At 61.9% G+C, this 16,043-nt stretch carries 17 protein-coding genes; 11 read left to right on the top strand and 6 right to left on the bottom strand.

Going from position 1 to position 16,043, the window contains the following annotated elements:
- The first annotated feature begins 285 nt into the window (after positions 1-285).
- Positions 286-543 carry a hypothetical protein gene (locus VF684_RS05780; RefSeq protein ID WP_376898594.1) on the top strand — a complete coding sequence of 86 codons (258 nt, stop codon included), beginning with the start codon at positions 286-288 and terminating at the stop codon, positions 541-543.
- 133 nt (positions 544-676) lie between these two features.
- Positions 677-1,045: a VOC family protein gene (locus VF684_RS05775; protein WP_076493698.1), complete on the top strand. Its 369-nt coding sequence runs from the start codon at positions 677-679 to the stop codon at positions 1,043-1,045.
- 220 nt (positions 1,046-1,265) lie between these two features.
- On the opposite strand, the gene VF684_RS05770 is transcribed toward VF684_RS05775, so the two are convergent.
- A complete protein-coding gene (locus tag VF684_RS05770) occupies positions 1,266-2,846 on the bottom strand; it encodes an alpha/beta hydrolase (RefSeq protein WP_376898592.1) in 1,581 nt (526 codons plus the stop codon).
- A gap of 345 nt (positions 2,847-3,191) precedes the next feature.
- Between VF684_RS05770 and VF684_RS05765 the strand changes: the two genes are divergently transcribed.
- Positions 3,192-3,314 carry a hypothetical protein gene (locus tag VF684_RS05765; RefSeq protein ID WP_005359634.1) on the top strand — a complete coding sequence of 41 codons (123 nt, stop codon included), beginning with the start codon at positions 3,192-3,194 and terminating at the stop codon, positions 3,312-3,314.
- Complete coding sequence (rluF, locus tag VF684_RS05760) at positions 3,304-4,320, top strand: 23S rRNA pseudouridine(2604) synthase RluF (protein ID WP_100646191.1); 1,017 nt, start codon at positions 3,304-3,306, stop codon at positions 4,318-4,320. The genes VF684_RS05765 and rluF overlap by 11 nt, the downstream gene beginning before the upstream one ends.
- 68 nt (positions 4,321-4,388) lie before the next feature.
- On the opposite strand, the gene VF684_RS05755 is transcribed toward rluF, so the two are convergent.
- Complete coding sequence (locus VF684_RS05755; protein ID WP_376898590.1) at positions 4,389-5,651, bottom strand: MFS transporter; 1,263 nt, start codon at positions 5,649-5,651, stop codon at positions 4,389-4,391.
- A 176-nt stretch (positions 5,652-5,827) separates the two neighbouring features.
- Here VF684_RS05755 and VF684_RS05750 point away from each other — a divergent pair, with 176 nt between their 5' ends.
- Positions 5,828-6,670, top strand: a complete 843-nt coding sequence (locus VF684_RS05750) for a LysR family transcriptional regulator (protein ID WP_376898589.1) — start codon at positions 5,828-5,830, stop codon at positions 6,668-6,670.
- Between the two features lie 60 nt (positions 6,671-6,730).
- Here VF684_RS05750 and rsmS read toward each other — a convergent pair whose 3' ends face one another.
- Positions 6,731-6,886, bottom strand: coding sequence for a pleiotropic regulatory protein RsmS (rsmS, locus tag VF684_RS05745; RefSeq protein ID WP_319890000.1), 156 nt, complete (start codon positions 6,884-6,886; stop codon positions 6,731-6,733).
- A gap of 94 nt (positions 6,887-6,980) precedes the next feature.
- Positions 6,981-7,448, bottom strand: a complete 468-nt coding sequence (locus VF684_RS05740; protein WP_021230653.1) for an acyl-CoA thioesterase — start codon at positions 7,446-7,448, stop codon at positions 6,981-6,983.
- A 138-nt stretch (positions 7,449-7,586) separates the two neighbouring features.
- Between VF684_RS05740 and VF684_RS05735 the strand changes: the two genes are divergently transcribed.
- Positions 7,587-8,225 (top strand): tellurite resistance TerB family protein, encoded by a 639-nt coding sequence (locus VF684_RS05735; protein ID WP_042656069.1) that lies wholly within the window; start codon positions 7,587-7,589, stop codon positions 8,223-8,225.
- Positions 8,226-8,377: 152 nt separating this feature from the next.
- A complete protein-coding gene (locus tag VF684_RS05730) occupies positions 8,378-8,836 on the top strand; it encodes a GNAT family N-acetyltransferase (protein WP_150996289.1) in 459 nt (152 codons plus the stop codon).
- A 93-nt stretch (positions 8,837-8,929) separates the two neighbouring features.
- Here the strand turns inward: VF684_RS05730 and VF684_RS05725 are convergent, their stop codons facing one another.
- Positions 8,930-10,345 (bottom strand): aminotransferase-like domain-containing protein, encoded by a 1,416-nt coding sequence (locus tag VF684_RS05725; RefSeq protein WP_376898586.1) that lies wholly within the window; start codon positions 10,343-10,345, stop codon positions 8,930-8,932.
- A gap of 120 nt (positions 10,346-10,465) precedes the next feature.
- Between VF684_RS05725 and VF684_RS05720 the strand changes: the two genes are divergently transcribed.
- The 3 genes from VF684_RS05720 to cydX are packed head-to-tail and all read left to right on the top strand — an operon-like array spanning position 10,466 to position 13,305.
- Entirely contained in the window at positions 10,466-12,037 is a 1,572-nt protein-coding gene (locus tag VF684_RS05720; RefSeq protein WP_376898584.1) for a cytochrome ubiquinol oxidase subunit I, read from the top strand.
- Positions 12,037-13,164: a cytochrome d ubiquinol oxidase subunit II gene (gene cydB, locus VF684_RS05715; RefSeq protein WP_139441318.1), complete on the top strand. Its 1,128-nt coding sequence runs from the start codon at positions 12,037-12,039 to the stop codon at positions 13,162-13,164. The genes VF684_RS05720 and cydB overlap by 1 nt, the downstream gene beginning before the upstream one ends.
- A 27-nt stretch (positions 13,165-13,191) precedes the next feature.
- Positions 13,192-13,305, top strand: a complete 114-nt coding sequence (cydX, locus tag VF684_RS05710; RefSeq protein WP_005310033.1) for a cytochrome bd-I oxidase subunit CydX — start codon at positions 13,192-13,194, stop codon at positions 13,303-13,305.
- A 63-nt stretch (positions 13,306-13,368) separates the two neighbouring features.
- Here cydX and VF684_RS05705 read toward each other — a convergent pair whose 3' ends face one another.
- The gene (locus tag VF684_RS05705) at positions 13,369-14,541 is read right to left on the bottom strand and encodes an MFS transporter (RefSeq protein WP_201912158.1); all 1,173 of its coding nucleotides are present in this window, start codon (positions 14,539-14,541) and stop codon (positions 13,369-13,371) included.
- Between the two features lie 351 nt (positions 14,542-14,892).
- On the opposite strand from VF684_RS05705, the gene VF684_RS05700 reads away from it, so the two are divergent.
- Positions 14,893-15,903, top strand: coding sequence for an HAD family hydrolase (locus tag VF684_RS05700; RefSeq protein ID WP_234924718.1), 1,011 nt, complete (start codon positions 14,893-14,895; stop codon positions 15,901-15,903).
- Positions 15,904-16,043: the final 140 nt, after the last annotated feature.

Genomic DNA, 16,043 nt, shown 5'->3' with positions numbered 1-16,043 from the left:
GGTTTGTCACATTTTTAGTATCATATAGAGGCAGCATACCGATAAATGTAAAATGCCTCATACTTGAATGAGTATGATACTTTAAGTTCATAGCATATGTCATCACTATAGGTACCAAGTGATACACGTTTTTATTTGTTTAAAATAAATGTTCTGATATGCCAGCTTCATATAGATATTTAAGTCATTAAAGGCCGTGTGAATGCTTGGAAATATGGCTTCTGTAATTATTTTTTTGTTAAAATTCGTGTTGAGTTTTGATGGTGGTTAATGAAGGTTAGGTATATGGATAAGAATGCTTTAATGGATGAATTGAATCAATGCTATCCTATGATTGGTTTGTCTGCTGATTGGGTTTATCAGACATGGCTAATAAGCGGTGATGTAACTAACGGACTGGTAATCTTCGAAAATGAAGATAGCAGTTCATATGAGTTACTATCATTTTCATATGATGATGACAAAGACTTAATTACAAGGATGGTATTTTCAGGTTCTCTGTCAAATGTAATTAAAATGGCAGGAATTGATTGCAGAGAATAGACTTTCTTGACACCTAACCGTTGTGCTTGAAATTTTATTTTCTAAAAAGAGATAGCACTAACAGTATTTGGTGATCAAATATGGTTTTATCTCTTGTGATTGGGCAGTGATAGATCACCACCAGGAGGTAACCATGATCAGCCATATCGACCATCTGGTATTGACGGTCAGTGATATCGAACGGGCCGTGGAATTTTACAGTTCGGTGCTCAATATGGAGGCCATCACCTTCGGTGCGGGGCGCCGGGCGGTAGGGTTTGGCAACCAGAAGATCAATCTGCAACTGCTGGGGCAGGAGCCGCGCAATCGGGCGCAGGTGGGGTCGGGAGATGTCTGCCTTATCACCCGCTGGCCGCTGGAGCAGGTGATGGCCCAGCTGGCCTGCCACGGGGTGGAGATTGTCGAGGGGCCGGTGACCAAAAGTGGCGCCTGCGGGCCGATAGAATCTGTCTATTTCCTCGACCCTGACCAGAACCTGATTGAGGTCAGCATCTACCCCTGACAGGGTTGGCGCGGCGCCTGACGGTGCAACACCTATCAGAATCACTCTACTTCCTCGACCCGGATCAGAACCTGATAGAAGTGAGCATCTATCCCTGAGCCCACCAAGTCATCAGTCCCATCGTCATCATCAATAGAAAGGGGCCGTCAATTGACGGCCCCTTTCTTGTATCGCCATCGACCCAGCGCCAGTGGCTCTTTGCCGATACTCCAGAAACACCCTAGAAAGGCGCGCTGCTCTCATCGCTCTCCTGTAAAAACTGCTCCACTTCTGCCTGATAGGCCGCATCATATTGACCGCTGCTGGCAGGGGGGACGGCAGCAGACGGGGCGACGGGAGGAGCGGTGAGGGTCTCCATCACCCGCTGCTGCAGATAGGGGTAGAAGGGGTTGGAGGAGGTGCGGGTGAGGGCGCCGGGGTTGACAATCAGCACGCCGCGCTCACCACGCAGAGCCAAACCGCCGAGATTGATGCCGTATTGCTCCCGCTGCTCCGGGCGCGCTGCCATGCCATAGAGGGGGTCGTCCATCGGGAAGGGGAGCGCCACATGGGAGAGGGAGTAGATCTCTTTGGGATAATTGATACCCAGCGGGCGGATCTGCTCAGGCTGATCTGCGCTGGCCAGTGTTTTGGCTTGGGTCGCGGGAGAGGCGGGGTCGACATTGCCCACCACGGTGAGGCGATAGTGCCCGGGGGCGTTTGGCAGCAAGCGGTGCAGCGCCAGCTCGGAGGCCGAGCTCATCAGCGGGCCAAACAGGGTGCTGCGGTTGATATCAAACAGCACCAGTTCGCTGCCGTTGGCCGGCAGGTAGTGGTAGAGATCGGCAATGATGGAGCGGGTGCTGACGGTGTAGTCCATCACCGACTGGAAGGTGAGGGCGGGGGGAAACGCCGCCAGCTCGCCACTGGCGGCCAGCTGGCGCACCTGCTGCTGGATGGCGTGAGTCAGGCGATAGGACTGGCGCGCCCCGTTGACCGGAAACGAGTTGTACTTGAACGGGTTGAACTCCGGCATGGTGTCGAGCCAGGCGGCGTTGGCAAAGGCGGGCAGCAGGGCAGGCACGGCCTTGAGCCCGGCGAAGCGGGCAAAGCGGGTCACCCCGATCATCGGGGAGATCAGCACCAGCCGATCCGGTTTTGCCAGCGTGCCGCTCGGGTCGGCCAGCGCATCGAGCGCATATTTCACCGCCAGCGCGCCGCCGTTGGAAAAGCCCACCAGATGCAGCGGCCGCTTGCCCGGTGCCAGCAATCTGGCCTCCCGCACCGCGAGTCGGGTGGCGGCCAGCCAGGTCTCCCAATCCACATCCACGAGGCCAGCGGGTACGGTGCCGTGGCCGGGGATCCTCAGCCCCAGCGCGATAAAGCCCTGCTGCTGATAGCGCCTGGCCAGATGGCGCAGGCTGTAGGGGGAGTCGGTCAGGCCATGCAGCAGCACCGCGACCCCTTTGACGTCCCCCTCGGGGCGCAGCAGGTAGGAGCGGTTCCAGTTCTGCTGAAAGCGGGCGGGATTGATGGGGGAGGCCTGATAGTAGCGATTGCTGGCCAGTTGCTGCTCCGGCGGCGTCTTGGCAACCACCTCGGTGGCCACCAGTTCGAACAGCTCTGCTTCGTGGGCCAGATAGGCTTGCCAGTCGCTGCGATCGAGCTCATCGGCGCTGAGTTCGGGGGGCACCACAGTGTGCCACAGTTGTAGCGGCGCTGCCTGCCAGGCGAAGTAGGCGATCACCGCCCATGCGGTCAGCAACAGCAGCAACAGGGTCAGCAGAGCACGGCGAACAAGGCGGCGAGTGTGAGCCAGCATGGTGCAATCCTTGGCGATAGGGGTGGGGCCGCCTCTGGGCGGGCGAGTTTGGCGCAGCACATTGGACGCAGCCAACCGGCTTAAAGCCTAATGGAAACAAGGTGATATGTATAGTTGATGGCGTTCGTCCGCGCTGGCTGTGGGCGCCTGATCCCGCCGTTGGCATCAGGCGGGCCGTTCAAAGGCTGCATCGCGGGCCATCTGGCGGCGTGAACTTATCCGCAGATGCCAGCTTGGGCGCTGCGACCTTGCAACTATCTGCCCCTGAAAGGGGGCAATTATGCTACTGTAGCGGCGTTTTTTGATGGATAAGCTGGCATTGGCCTTTTTTGAAGATGGAATGGTATGCAGAACTTTGACGTAGTGAATTGGCTGATGCAGCAGACGGCCTCCCCGGCGCAGCCGGAACAGGCGATGGCACAACCGGGCGCGGCCCAGAACCTGTGGCAGGTGATCCATGCTGGCTAACGAATCCATGCGCCTGAACAAATACATCAGCGAGAGCGGTATATGCTCGCGTCGCGAGGCCGACCGCTTTATCGAGCAGGGCCACGTCTTTATCAACGGCAAGCGGGCCGGGATTGGCGATCAGGTGCAGGTTGGTGATCTGGTCAAGGTCAACGGTCAGGTGATCGAGCCGCGCGAGGCGGACAGTCTGGTGCTGATCGCCCTCAACAAGCCGGTGGGCATCGTCAGTACCACAGAGGCGGGCGAGAAGGACAACATCGTCGATTTCGTCAACCACAGCACCCGGGTCTTCCCCATTGGGCGTCTCGACAAGGATTCGCAGGGGCTGATTTTCCTCACCAACCATGGCGATCTGGTCAACAAGATCCTGCGGGCGGGCAACGATCACGAGAAAGAGTATCTGGTGACCGTCGACAAGCCGGTGACCGACGAGTTTGTGCGCGGCATGGCGGCCGGGGTGCCGATCCTCGGTACTGTGACCAAGAAGTGCAAGGTGAAGAAAGAGGCGCCGTTTGTCTTTCGCATCACCTTGGTGCAGGGACTGAACCGCCAGATCCGTCGCATGTGCGAGTACTTCGGTTTTGAAGTGACCAAGCTGGAGCGCATTCGCATCATGAACGTCAGCCTCAAGGGGCTGCCGGTAGGCGAGTGGCGCGATCTGACCGACGACGAGCTGATCGATCTGTTCAAGCTGATTGAGGACTCCTCCTCCGAGGTGAAACCGGCCAAAGGCGACAAACCCAAGGCGGCCAAGGCCCCTGCAGCGCAAACCGCCAAACCGGCCCAAGGCAAGAAGCCGCGCCGCGATGATGATCACGAGATTGGCGGGCGTCCCAATGTGCCGGGCCCGGAAGCTTTCGAGAAGAAGCTGCCGGTGGGCAAGGGTGGCGCGGGCAAAGGTGCTGCCAACAAGGGCGGTGCTGGCAAAGGGGCTCCCAAGGGTGGCAAACCGGCCGCTGGCAAGCCGCGCACCGCTAACACAGGGCGGCAGAAGAAGGGGCGCTGAGTTGCTCCCCTGAGCGGTGTCAGCCTCGTCTTGTCACCCCCAGCACTGTTATCCCCAACACACCGGCCTCAGGCCGGTGTGTTGTTTTGGGCAGCAGAGCTGGTTGGGAGGGGCGACGAAAGGGTTGGCTCGCTGGCGGTCGGTAACCGCATAACGCGAGGGTAGTGGCGCGGGTCGAGGCGCAGCACCAGCAGGCTCATCAGCAGCAAGCCCCCCAGCTGCCACTGCCAGGCGGCGGCGAAGTCGCCGAACAGGTGATAGAGGCGGGCGGCGACCCAGGGGCCGGTGGCCGCCAGCATAAAGCCGAACCCCTGCATCAGGGCGCTCAGGGTGCCGGCGCGGCGCGGGTCGGGCAGGTGATCGAGCGCAATCACCATGATCAGCGAAAAACTGCCGCCAAGACCGGCGCCGCACAGCATGCACCAGAGAATCGGGGCACTGGCTGGCGCCAGCCAGAGGCCGCCAAATCCCGCCAGCTGCATGGCGATGCCAAGCCCCATCCACGGCCGCCGATCCATCTTGCGCGCCGCCAGCAGCGGCAGACCGAGGCCGCTGGCGGTCTGCGCCAGCGCCAGCCAGGCGACCAGCTCGCCCGCTTGCGCCGCGCTCCACCCTTGCGCCATATAGGCGGGGGCCAGCCAGGCCACTACGATGCCGTAACCGCTGTTGATGATGCCAAAGCAGACGATCAGCAACCAGCTGCGTGGCAGGGTGATCAGCCGCTGCTCGCCATCGGGAATGGCGACCGCTGCGGTGTTTGGCAGACGCACTTTCCACCCTAGCCAGACGAGGGCCAGCAGCACCGGCAGGCTCCAGAGCGCCAGTGCCCGCGACCAGTCGAGGCTGACTGCAAGCCTTGGGGTGAGACTGGCCCCCAATGCCCCGCCCCCCATCATGCAGGCAGAGAAGATCCCCATCACCAGCGGCACCTTGTGGGCAAAGTGCTGCTTGATAAGGGCGGGCAGCACCCCTTGCACCAGCGCCGAACCCAGGCCGCAGAGGGCGGCGGTGGTGATCAGCAGGGCGCCGCTCTGGGCATCAAAACGCAGGGCACTGCCCGCCGCGAGCAGCAGCAGGGCCAGCCCCAGCAGGGTGGTGGCGCTGGCAAGGCTGCGCAGGCGCGGGGTGAGCAGCACGCCGACCCCGATGAGCCACAGCGGCAGCAGGGTGAGCCAGGCCAGGGTATCCATCCCGAGCGACAGGGCGCGGCCAATCTCGCCGCTCAGCGGGCCGATGGCGGTAAGAAAGGGGCGCAGATTCAGGCCAGTCAGGATCACCAGCACCAGCAGGGCGGTCTGGCCTGCGGGTTGATCCGTATTTCGTTGATTCATCGGGTGCAGTTTCCGGTTCTGGGAGAGACAGGGGGCATTCGGGACACGGAGTCATCGGGGCTGAACATGGCAGATCACCGTCAAAGGAGGCAAAAACGCCAGCCTAGCGGGGTCGAAAGTCATTTTGAAATTAAATGATAGAATGGGGTTCAGTGGTTTTGTAAATGGAGTATCCCATGCTGGATCCCCTGTTACTGCGCAGTTTTGTCGCCATTATCGACACCGGCAGCTTTACCCGCGCCGGTGAACGGGTCCATCTGACCCAATCCACCATCAGCCAGCAGATCCGCCGCCTTGAGCAGCAGCTCGGCTGCCCGCTGCTCGATCGTGCTGGCCGTCAGGTGGTCGCAACGGCGGAGGGGGAAAAATTGCTGGGGCTGGCCCGCCGCATTCTGGCGCTGCTGGCGCAGGCCGAAGAACAAGTGACGGAAGGGAGCGTGGCGCTCAGCCTCGGGGTGCCGGAGGATTTCGCCGCCGGTGCAATGACTCCTGTGCTGGCCGCCTTTGCCCGTGACTACCCCGAGGTGCGGCTAGAGGTGCAAAGTGGCCTGAGTCACGAGATCTGGCAGCGCTTCGAGGCGGGAGAGCTGGATCTGGCGTTGGTCAAGCAGACGCGCGGGCAGGGTTCGCCCCTTGCCAGCTGGCGCGAGCCGCTGGTCTGGGTCGACAGTCGCGACTGGCCCGCACGGGAACGGGATCCGCTGCCGCTGGTGGTATTCCCGAGCGAAGGGCTCTATCGGCGGCAGATGACCGAGGCGCTCGATGGCCTGGGGCGGCGTTGGCGTATTGCCTATGTCAGCGCCAGCCTTGCCAGTTTGCAGGGGGCGGTGAGCGCGGGGATCGGGGTGAGCTTGCTGCCCAAACGGTTGATGCCCGTCGATCAGCTGGCCCTGACCCAGTGGCCCAAGGTGGCGCCGGTGGAGCTGGCGCTCCATGCCGGGGGAAGCGGGAGCGAGCCGCTCACCCGTTTGAGCGCGGCCCTGATCGCCCTCTGTGACGAGGTGATGGGGCCGCAGTGAGTGGCTCTGTGGGGAAAAACTGAAGTCGGAAAGATAAGGCGGAAAAAGTACGGGGAGGGATCAGTGATCCTTCCCCTCCGCCAGTTTGCGCTCGTAGTCATTTTTGACGATGGCCAGCGCCGCCAGTACCAGCTCGGGGGTCAGCTGGTTGGTTTCCAGCAGTTCAATCAGATCCACCGCGAGTTTCACCTCGGGCGGGGCAGTTTCCAGTGACATGGGCAGGGTTCCGGTTGCGGGAAGAGGAGGGATTATACAGGGGCGCCGCCGTTGGCCGAAAGCGCCCGCTCTGTCGGGCTGTGAGGCATGAAGATCAGAGGTGCTGGCGCATCTCCTTGTCGATTTCCTCGCGCAGGGCAATCAGCTTTTTGGCGTACTGCTGCAACTGCAGATCGCTCTCGCTCACCGGCTGCCACTGGGGCACCGGGGTCGGTTTGCCCTGCTCATCCATCGCCACAAAGATGATGATGCAGTGGGTAGTCTTGTGGCGCTCGGTGTCGGTGGGGTGGCGGCTGTAGACATCCACCGCCAGGTGCATGCTGGTGGTGCCGGTGTGGATAACCTGGGCGTGCACCTCTACCAGTTGGCCAATCTGGATGGGGCGCAAAAAGCGGATCCCCCCCACATAGACGGTCACCGCATAGCCGCCGCACCAGCCAGCGGCGCAGGCATAGCCCGCTTGATCGATCCACTTCATCACCATGCCGCCGTGGACCTTGCCGCCGAAATTGACGTCGGAGGGCTCGGCCAGAAATTGCAGAGTCAGTTCGCGATTGGGCACAGTTACATCCTTATTGCCTGAAGGGTTTCCCTGAGCTTTGCCCCATCGGCCTGCCCGGTCAAGGGTTCATCCCCGATTCAGGGGGGCGGGGTCACTATCTTGCTCTATCGACGGGAACATAGCCGCAGGAGTGACACCATGAAACAGATGCTGGAACAGTTGCTGGGGGCAGGCAAAGGCTGGCTCAACGAAGGCGGAGACAAGCGCAAGGGGCAGATGCAGGGGGCGCTGGCCGGTGGCGCGCTCGGTCTGCTGCTGGGCAATAAAAAAGTGCGCAAATATGGCGGCAAGGCCGCTGCCGTGGGCGGCGCCGCAGCCCTTGGCGGGCTGGCCTACAAGCTCTATCAGGATTGGCAGGCCCAGCAGGCGGCGCCCGCCCAGCCCACCCATCCCATCAGTGGGCTGGAAGGCAATGCGCTGGATGCCCGCGCGGCGCTTTTGGTGCGCGCCATGGTGGCTGCGGCCCGGGCCGATGGCCATATCGACGGCGCCGAGCGCCAGAAGATTCAGGAGTACCTGACCGAACAGGGCCAGAGCGATGTCGCCCGCTGGATTGACGCCGAGCTGGCCCGTCCCCTCGATCCCCACGCGCTGGCACGGGAAGTGACCGACATGGAGCTGGCCACCGAGGTCTATCTCGCCTCCCTGCTCGCCATCGAAGTGGATCACTTTATGGAGCGAGGCTATCTCGACGAACTGGCGCGCGCCCTCAAGCTCGATGACAACCTCAAAGGGAGCATCGAGCGTCAGGTGGCCCAACTTAACGCCCCCGCCTGATACCTTTACCGCCATGGATTGCCGATAACGCCCCGCTCAAGGGGCGTTGTTGTTTCTGCTGCCCGTCAAAAGATGCGGATGAGCCTATTTGGATTGCTGAGCACAGCCCCTAAGATGGCGCAGGACCATCACCTTTTCGCAAGGAGCAACCGTTGGAGATACGCAAGGCAAGCGAACTGGATATCGACGCCATTGTCGAGCTGAACCGGCAGATAGGAGAGATCCACCATCAGCACTATCCCGAAGTGTTCTGCCCCCCTTCGCCAGAGGAGCGGGCATTTTTGCTGAGCTCCATCGGCGCGGAAGGGCGTCTGTTCTGCGTTGCCGAGCAGGATGGCATGGTGGTGGGCTTTTTGACGGCGCGGATCGACATCAATGAGAGCGTGCCGTTTCTCACCCGTGCGCCGATTTGCCGGATCGGCTCCGTGGTGGTGGATGAGCAGCACCGCTCCCGCGGGATTGGCAAGGCGCTGATCGCCCATTGCGATGAGTGGGCCAAGGCCCGTGATGCTCAGCAAATCCGGCTGGAAGTGATGGCCTTCAACGAGCGTGCCCAAGCGCTCTACGAGGCGCTGGGCTTCAAGGTGCAGTCGCAGATCATGGCCAGATGAGCTGTTTGTTATGGCGAGTAACGCCGCGTCACTCCCCAACTACAAAGGCCCGTTACGGGCCTTTGTTCGTTTCGCCAGCGGCTCTTTGTCTCGTTACTTTTCACCGAGCTGCGCGGCAATCAGCGCGGCCAGTCGGGTGAGGGCCTGCTCCAGCTGCTCGCTCCAGGGATGGGAGCTGTTGAGGCGCAGGCAGTGGTTGTGTTGTCCCTGACTGGAAAAGAGCGCGCCGGGGGCTACTGAAAAACCGCTGCCCAGAGCCTTGGCGTGCAGGGTGCGGCTGTCGAAAGGGGCAGGCAGCGCCAGCCAGAGAAAGTAGCCGCCATCGGGGGAGGAGATCCGTACCTCGTCCGGCAACAGCCGTTGCAGGGCCGCCCGCATCTGCTGCTGGCGCTGGGCCAGGGTGTGGCGCAGGCGGCGAAAGTGGGCATCGACCCCGCCCTGGCGCAACATCTCGGCCAGCGCCAGCTGGCTCGGCACATTGGTGGAGAGGGTGGACATCAGCTGCAGTCGCTGCACCCGCTTGGCATGGGGCCCCGCCACCACCCAGCCGACCCGAAAGCCCGGCGCCAGACACTTGGAAAAGGAGCTGCAGAGCAGGCTTTCGCCACGCTGATCCCAGTGGCGGATCGGCTTGGGGCGCTCGCGGCCGAAGTAGACCTCGGCATAGACGTCATCCTCCACCAGCGGCACCCCATGGCTGTTGAGCAGTGCCATCAGTTGCGCTTTGTGACCATCCGGCATGGTGTGGCCCAGCGGGTGCTGCACATTGCCCATCAGCCAGCACGCCTTGACCGGAATGCGGGTGAGGGCGTCGGCCAGCAGGTCGAGATCGATGCCAACCCCCGGAATGACCGGGATCTCCACCGCCTTGAGTTTCAGCCGCTCGATGGCCTGCAGGGCGCCATAGAAGGTGGGGGACTCCACCACCACCCAGTCACCGGGCTCGGTCAGCACCTGCAGACTGAGGGAGAGTGCCTCCATGGCGCCTGTGGTGATGATGATCTCCTGCGGATTGACCGCCACCCCGTCGCTGGCGTAACGCTGGGCGATGGCGCGGCGCAGCGCTTCGTTGCCGGGGGGAAGGTCGGACACCGTGCTGAAGGGATCGAGCTTGCGCATGCAGCTGGCCAGGGCCCGCCCGAGCTGGGGGTGGGGGAACAGGGTGGGATCGGCCACCGCCATGCCGAGCGGCACCAGTTCCCGCGACTTGCTGGCCTGCAACACCTCGAACACCAGATCGTTGATGTCCACCGAGCCGCTGTAGTGCGCCTGCTGGGGCAGGCTGGCGGCCGGGCGGGAGGGGGCGGCCTTGACGTAGTAGCCGGACTGGGGCCGTGCCAGGATGAGGCCGCGGCTTTCGAGCAGCTGATAGGCCTGCAGCACCGTCATGGGGCTGAGGCCATGGGTCTTGCAGCTCTGGCGGATGGAGGGAATGCGCTCCCCCGGCTGCCAGAGGCCGCTCGTTATCTGCTGTTGCAGCTGATCTGCCAGCTGGCCGTATAGGGACATGGTGGGTTTAAACTGTTATAGGTGTATTTCACTATAACTGCATCTGTTATAGGTGTCATGGACCGTGATGTACTTAACGGGCGAAAACCTGTCTGTTAAATGCAACATAGAGAGTCATGCATGATAAGCCTGGATGATGTGGTCAGCCTCTCCCGAATGCAGTTCGGGGCGACGGCGATGTTCCACTTTCTGTTTGTGCCCCTCACCCTGGGGCTGTCCTGGATCCTGGTGATCGCCGAGTCGGCCTACGTGATGACCGGCAAGGTGATCTACAAAGACATCACCCGTTTCTGGGGCAAGCTGTTTGGCATCAACTTCGTGATGGGGGTGACCACCGGCATTACCCTGGAGTTCCAGTTCGGTACCAACTGGGCCTACTACTCCCACTATGTCGGCGACATCTTCGGCACGCCGCTGGCGGTGGAGGGGCTGATGGCCTTCTTCCTCGAGTCCACCTTGGTGGGTCTGTTCTTCTTTGGCTGGGACAAGCTCTCCCGCGGTCAGCACCTGCTGGTGACCATGCTGGTGGCGCTCGGCTCCAACCTCTCCGCGCTCTGGATCCTCATCGCCAACGGCTGGATGCAAAACCCGGTCGGCGCCGAGTTCAACCCCATGACCATGCGCATGGAGCTGGTGGACGTGGCCGCGGTGATCTTCAATCCGGTAGCCCAGGTCAAGTTCGTGCACACGGTGGCGGCGGGTTATGTGGCGGCCTCCCTGTTCGTGATGGGGGTGAGCAGCTGGTATCTGCTGCGCCGCATGGAGGTGCGCTTCGCCCTGCGCTCCTTTGCCATTGCCTCGGGCTTTGGTCTGGCGGCCATCCTCTCGGTCATCGTGCTCGGCGACGAGTCGGGCTATCGCACCGGCGAGGTGCAGCAGGTGAAGCTGGCCGCCATCGAGGCGGAGTGGCACACCGAGCCGGCGCCGGCCTCCTTCACCCTGTTCGGCTTTCCGGATCAGGCTGCCGAGACCACTCATGCCGCGGTGAAGATCCCCTATCTGATGGGCATCATCGCCACCCGCTCCCTCGATGAGCAGGTGACGGGGCTCACAGATCTCAAGGCGCGACACGAGGCGCGCATTCGCAGCGGCATGCTGGCCCACGAGGCGCTCGAAGCGATGCGGGCCGATGGCAGCAATCAGGCGGCGCGAGCCACCTTCGAGCGTCATCGCCAGGATCTGGGTTACGGCCTCTTGCTCACCCCCTATGCCAAGGAGATTGGCAAGGCGGACGAGGTGGCCATTGCCAAGGCGGTAGCGGACTCCATCCCCCAGGTGGCGCCGCTGTTTTGGAGCTTTAGGCTGATGGTGGGCATCGGCGTGGTGCTGTTGGCGCTGTTTGCTGCCGCCTTCCTGCAACTGTGCCGGGGCAAGCTAGTGCAATCCCCGCGTCTGCTCAAGGCCCTGTTCTGGTCTATTCCGCTGCCCTGGATTGCCATCGAGGCGGGCTGGTTCGTGGCCGAGTTCGGTCGCCAGCCGTGGACCATCAGCGACGTGCTGCCGGTGTCGGCGTCCGTCTCCTTGCTGACCCCGGGCCAGCTCTGGTTCAGCCTGATCTCCATCTGTCTCATCTACACCAGCCTGCTGGTGGTGGAGTTGTTCTTGTTGCGTCATGTGATCCGCAAAGGGCCCGCCAGCCTGCAGACGGGTCGCTATCAAGGTGAAGTGTTGCAAAACGGGAGTCCTGCCTGATGGATTACGAAACCCTGAAATTGATCTGGTGGGGGCTGGTGCTGTTCATGCTGGTCGGCTTCGTGGTGATGGATGGCTTCGATCTCGGCGTGGCCATGCTGCTGCCGGTGGTGGCCAAGAACGACGAGGAGCGGCGGGTGCTGCTCAACAGCGTGGGGCCGGTGTGGGAGGGCAACCAGGTGTGGCTCATCGCCGGGGCCGGCGCCCTGTTTGCCGCCTGGCCGCTGGTCTATGCCGCCGCCTTCTCGGCGCTCTACGTGCCCTTCATGTTCCTGCTGTTCGGCCTGTTCCTGCGGCCGGTCGGTTTTGACTATCGCAGCAAGCTGGCGGACCCGGTCTGGCGCCGCTGGTGGGATCGCGCCCTGGTGGTGGGCGGTCTGCTGCCGACTCTGGTGTTTGGGGCAACCCTCGGCTTTTTGCTGCAGGGGCTGCCGTTTCGCTTCGATGCGGCCCTTCGCATCCACTACGGAGCCTTTGACTTCCACTGGCCGCTGCTGTTGACCTGCATGGGAACGGCGCTGGCGCTGCTGTTGCTGCACGGCACCAGCTTCCTGCAGTGCAAGACCCAGGGGGAGATCGCCCGGCGCTGCGCCCGCCAGAGCCTCTGGCTCGGTCCGCTGGCGAGCGGCCTGTTTGCCCTGGGCGGCGTCTGGCTCAGCCAGATGGCCGGTTACCGGGTGCTGGAGATTGGTGATATCAACGGGGCGCTCACCCCGCTGATGAAGGAGGTGGGGATGGCCCAGCAGGGCTGGCTTGCCAACTTCGTCGCCCATCCCTGGCTCTGGTGCGTGCCGGCACTTGGCCTGGTGCTGCCCATGGTGAGCAGCCTGGCCAGCGCCCGCGAGCTGCCGCGCACGGCCCTGCTCGCCAGCGGCGGCGCCTGCGCCAGCATGATGCTGACCATCGCCATCGCCCTGTTCCCGTTCGTGCTGCCCTCGTCGCTGGATCCTTCCAGCAGCCTGACCCTGTGGGACAGCACCTCCAGCGAGCGCACCCTCTTTATCATGCTGGGGATTGTCGGGGTGCTGATGCCAATCAACATCGGCTACACCCTCTGGGTCTACCGGGTGGTGCGCGGCAAGATGAGCGCCCAGCAGATCCGCCAGCACGGCCACAGCCTCTACTAACCCTCTTTAACCAAAGGATCATGCGATATGTGGTATTTCACCTGGATTCTGGGGCTGGGCTTCGCCCTGTTGTGCGGGCTGGTCAACCTGCTCTGGCTGGAGGCGCGCTGGGCCGCCGATGAGGATCTCAAGGAGTCTTGAGACGCAGCCATGAAAAGGCCGACACAGGTGTCGGCCTTTTTTGCATCTTGCTGGAAGGGTCACTTAGGCGGGGAGGGCAACCCGGGCGGCCTGCCGCTCGCTGACATGGGTCAGTCCGTAGGCCAGCAGCACGATAAGGGCGCCGATCCAGGGGGTGTGCATCAGGCCGAGGTGTTCCACCACAAAACCACCGACCACAGATCCCAGCGCAATGCCGACGTTGAAGGCGGCGATATTGAGGCCCGATGCCACATCCACCGCCTTGGGTGTGTGCAGCTCGGCCTGCTTCACCACCAGTACCTGCAGACCCGGCACGTTGCCGAAGGCAAAGGCGCCCCACACCAGCACGGTGAGCACGGCCAGCACTGGATGGGGGGCGGTGAAGGTGAGGGCCAGCAGCACTAGCGCCAGACCGGCAAACAGCAGCTTCAGCGCAGGCAGGGGACCCATCTTGTCGGCCAGCTTGCCACCCCAGATATTGCCGACGGCGACCGATACCCCGTAGACCAGCAGGATCAGGCTCACCGCACCGGCGCTAAAGCCACTCACCTGCTGCAGGATGGGGGCGAGGAAGGTAAACGCCGTGAAGGCGCCGCCATAACCGAGGGCGGTCTTGGCGTAGACCAGCAGCAGCGGCTTTTTGGTCAGTACCGAGAGTTGCTCGCGGATGGTCGAGGCTGCCCCCTTGGGCAGGTTATTCGGGATCAGCAGCAGGCTACCCACCATGGCGACGAGGCCGAGCAGGCTCACCACCAGAAAGGTTTCACGCCAGCCAAAGACCTGACCAATCCAGGTGCCGAGCGGTACGCCGGTCACCAGCGCCACGGTGAGGCCGCTGAACATGATGGCGATGGCGCTCGCCGCCTTCTCTTTGGCCACAAGACCTGTGGCGATGGTGCTGCCCACCGAGAAGAAGACCCCGTGCGCCAATCCGGTCAGGATGCGGGCCACAATCAGGCTCTCGTAACCGGGGGCCTGCCAGGCCAGCAGGTTGCCGGCGGTAAAGAGTGCCATCAGCCCCACCAGCAGCCACTTGCGCGGCACCTTGCCGGTGAGCGCCGTGAGCACGGGGGCGCCGATGGCCACCCCAAGGGCATAGAGGCTGACCAGCAGGCCCGCCGAGGGGAGCGAGACATTGAGCTGCTCTGCGATGGTGGGGATAAGCCCCACGATCACAAATTCGGTGGTGCCTATCGCAAAGGCACTCAGGGTAAGGGCAAATAACGCCAGTGGCATAACAACTCCTTGGTTAGGGGCTCCCGACGGGAGAATGGCGCCAGTATGCCGATGGGTTTTGTTGGCAAAAATGACGGTGACATCAAATTACTTTTGCCAAATCAGCAGCAATGGCGATGGGGGGGAGGGGGTTGTGTTGCCCGCTGCGTGAGCGCAACGCAGTGATCTGCCTCGCAAAACGGGATGAACGCTGCTCCTTTTCTGAGCTTGCTTAAGCTCCAGTACAAGCTGGCCGCCATAGGATTTTCCCTGTGAAACCCGTGTGTGTTGAACCCATGCGCGCCGGTGTTGTGATGGCCGTGCGCTTTCATCTACAGGCAATAGACAGGCAATATCCAGCTGACAGGTAACATGATGACATTGAATCGACTCTCCTCTCTTTTGCTGCTGTGTGGCGCCTTTGCGGTACAGGCTGGCCAGAGCGACCCCCTCTCTGCCTGGAATGACACGGCGGCCAAGCAGGCGATTACCCGCTGGGTGACCAATGCCACCGATCAGCAGCAGGCCACTTTTATTCCACCAGAGAAGCGCCATGTGGTGTTTGACAATGACGGCACCCTCTGGCCGGAAGCGCCCATGACCTATCAGCTGCTGTTTGCGATGGACGAGATCAAGCGCCTGGCGCCGGAACACCCGGAGTGGAAGGCCGACCCCATCGTCGCGGCAGTGTTGAACAACGACCTCAAGGCCGTGGCCAAATCGGGGGAGAAGGGGCTCGCCAAGTTGGTGGGACTGACCCACAGCGGCATGACTACCACCGAGTTTGCCGAGCGGGTCACTCGCTGGGTCAACAGCAGCAAGGATCCCCGTTTTGGCTGCCACTATGATCAGCTCGGGTATCTGCCGATGAAGCAGCTGCTGGGGTATCTGCGGGATAATGGCTTCCAGACCTGGATTGTCTCCGGCGGTGGCGTCGATTTTATGCGGGTGATGTCCGAGCAGATGTATGGCATCCCGCCCCAGCAGGTGATTGGCTCCTTTACCCTCGGCGAGTTTGCCCTGACCGGGGAGGGCAGCGAGATCCGCAAGACCATGAACGGCGCCTATTTCGATGACAGCAAGGCGAAACCGGCCGCCATTCACCTCTTTATGGGGCAGCGTCCGGTCGGCGCCTTTGGTAACAGCGATGGCGACGTGCCCATGCTGCAATACACCTCGACCAACCCGGATTACCACACCTTCGGCCTGCTGGTGCACCACACCGATGCCAAGCGCGAATACGCCTACGACAGCCATCCGCCTGCCAGCGGCAAGCTGATCGACGGGCTGGCACAGGCAAAAGCGCGGGGCTGGGTGGTGGTCGATATGAAATCAGACTGGAAGCAAGTGTTCGATCCCGCCCTTTGCCAGAACGCGCCCTGATTGCGGGGCTGCATCTGGCATCAATATGGCGGCTGGACGTTCAGCAAGCGCTGCAAAGCGTGAGGCAAGAAAAGAGACAGGGAGAGCATGATGCTCTCCCTGTTTTATCTGGCTGGTCGGCAGAACCTGCCCTTTTTTCG

This window comes from Aeromonas sp. Lyrl_2, from assembly GCF_051948815.1.
GTDB lineage: Bacteria > Pseudomonadota > Gammaproteobacteria > Enterobacterales > Aeromonadaceae > Aeromonas > Aeromonas veronii.
The sequence above is the reverse complement of the archived record's forward strand: the minus strand, read 5'-3'. Positions and strand labels throughout refer to the sequence as shown.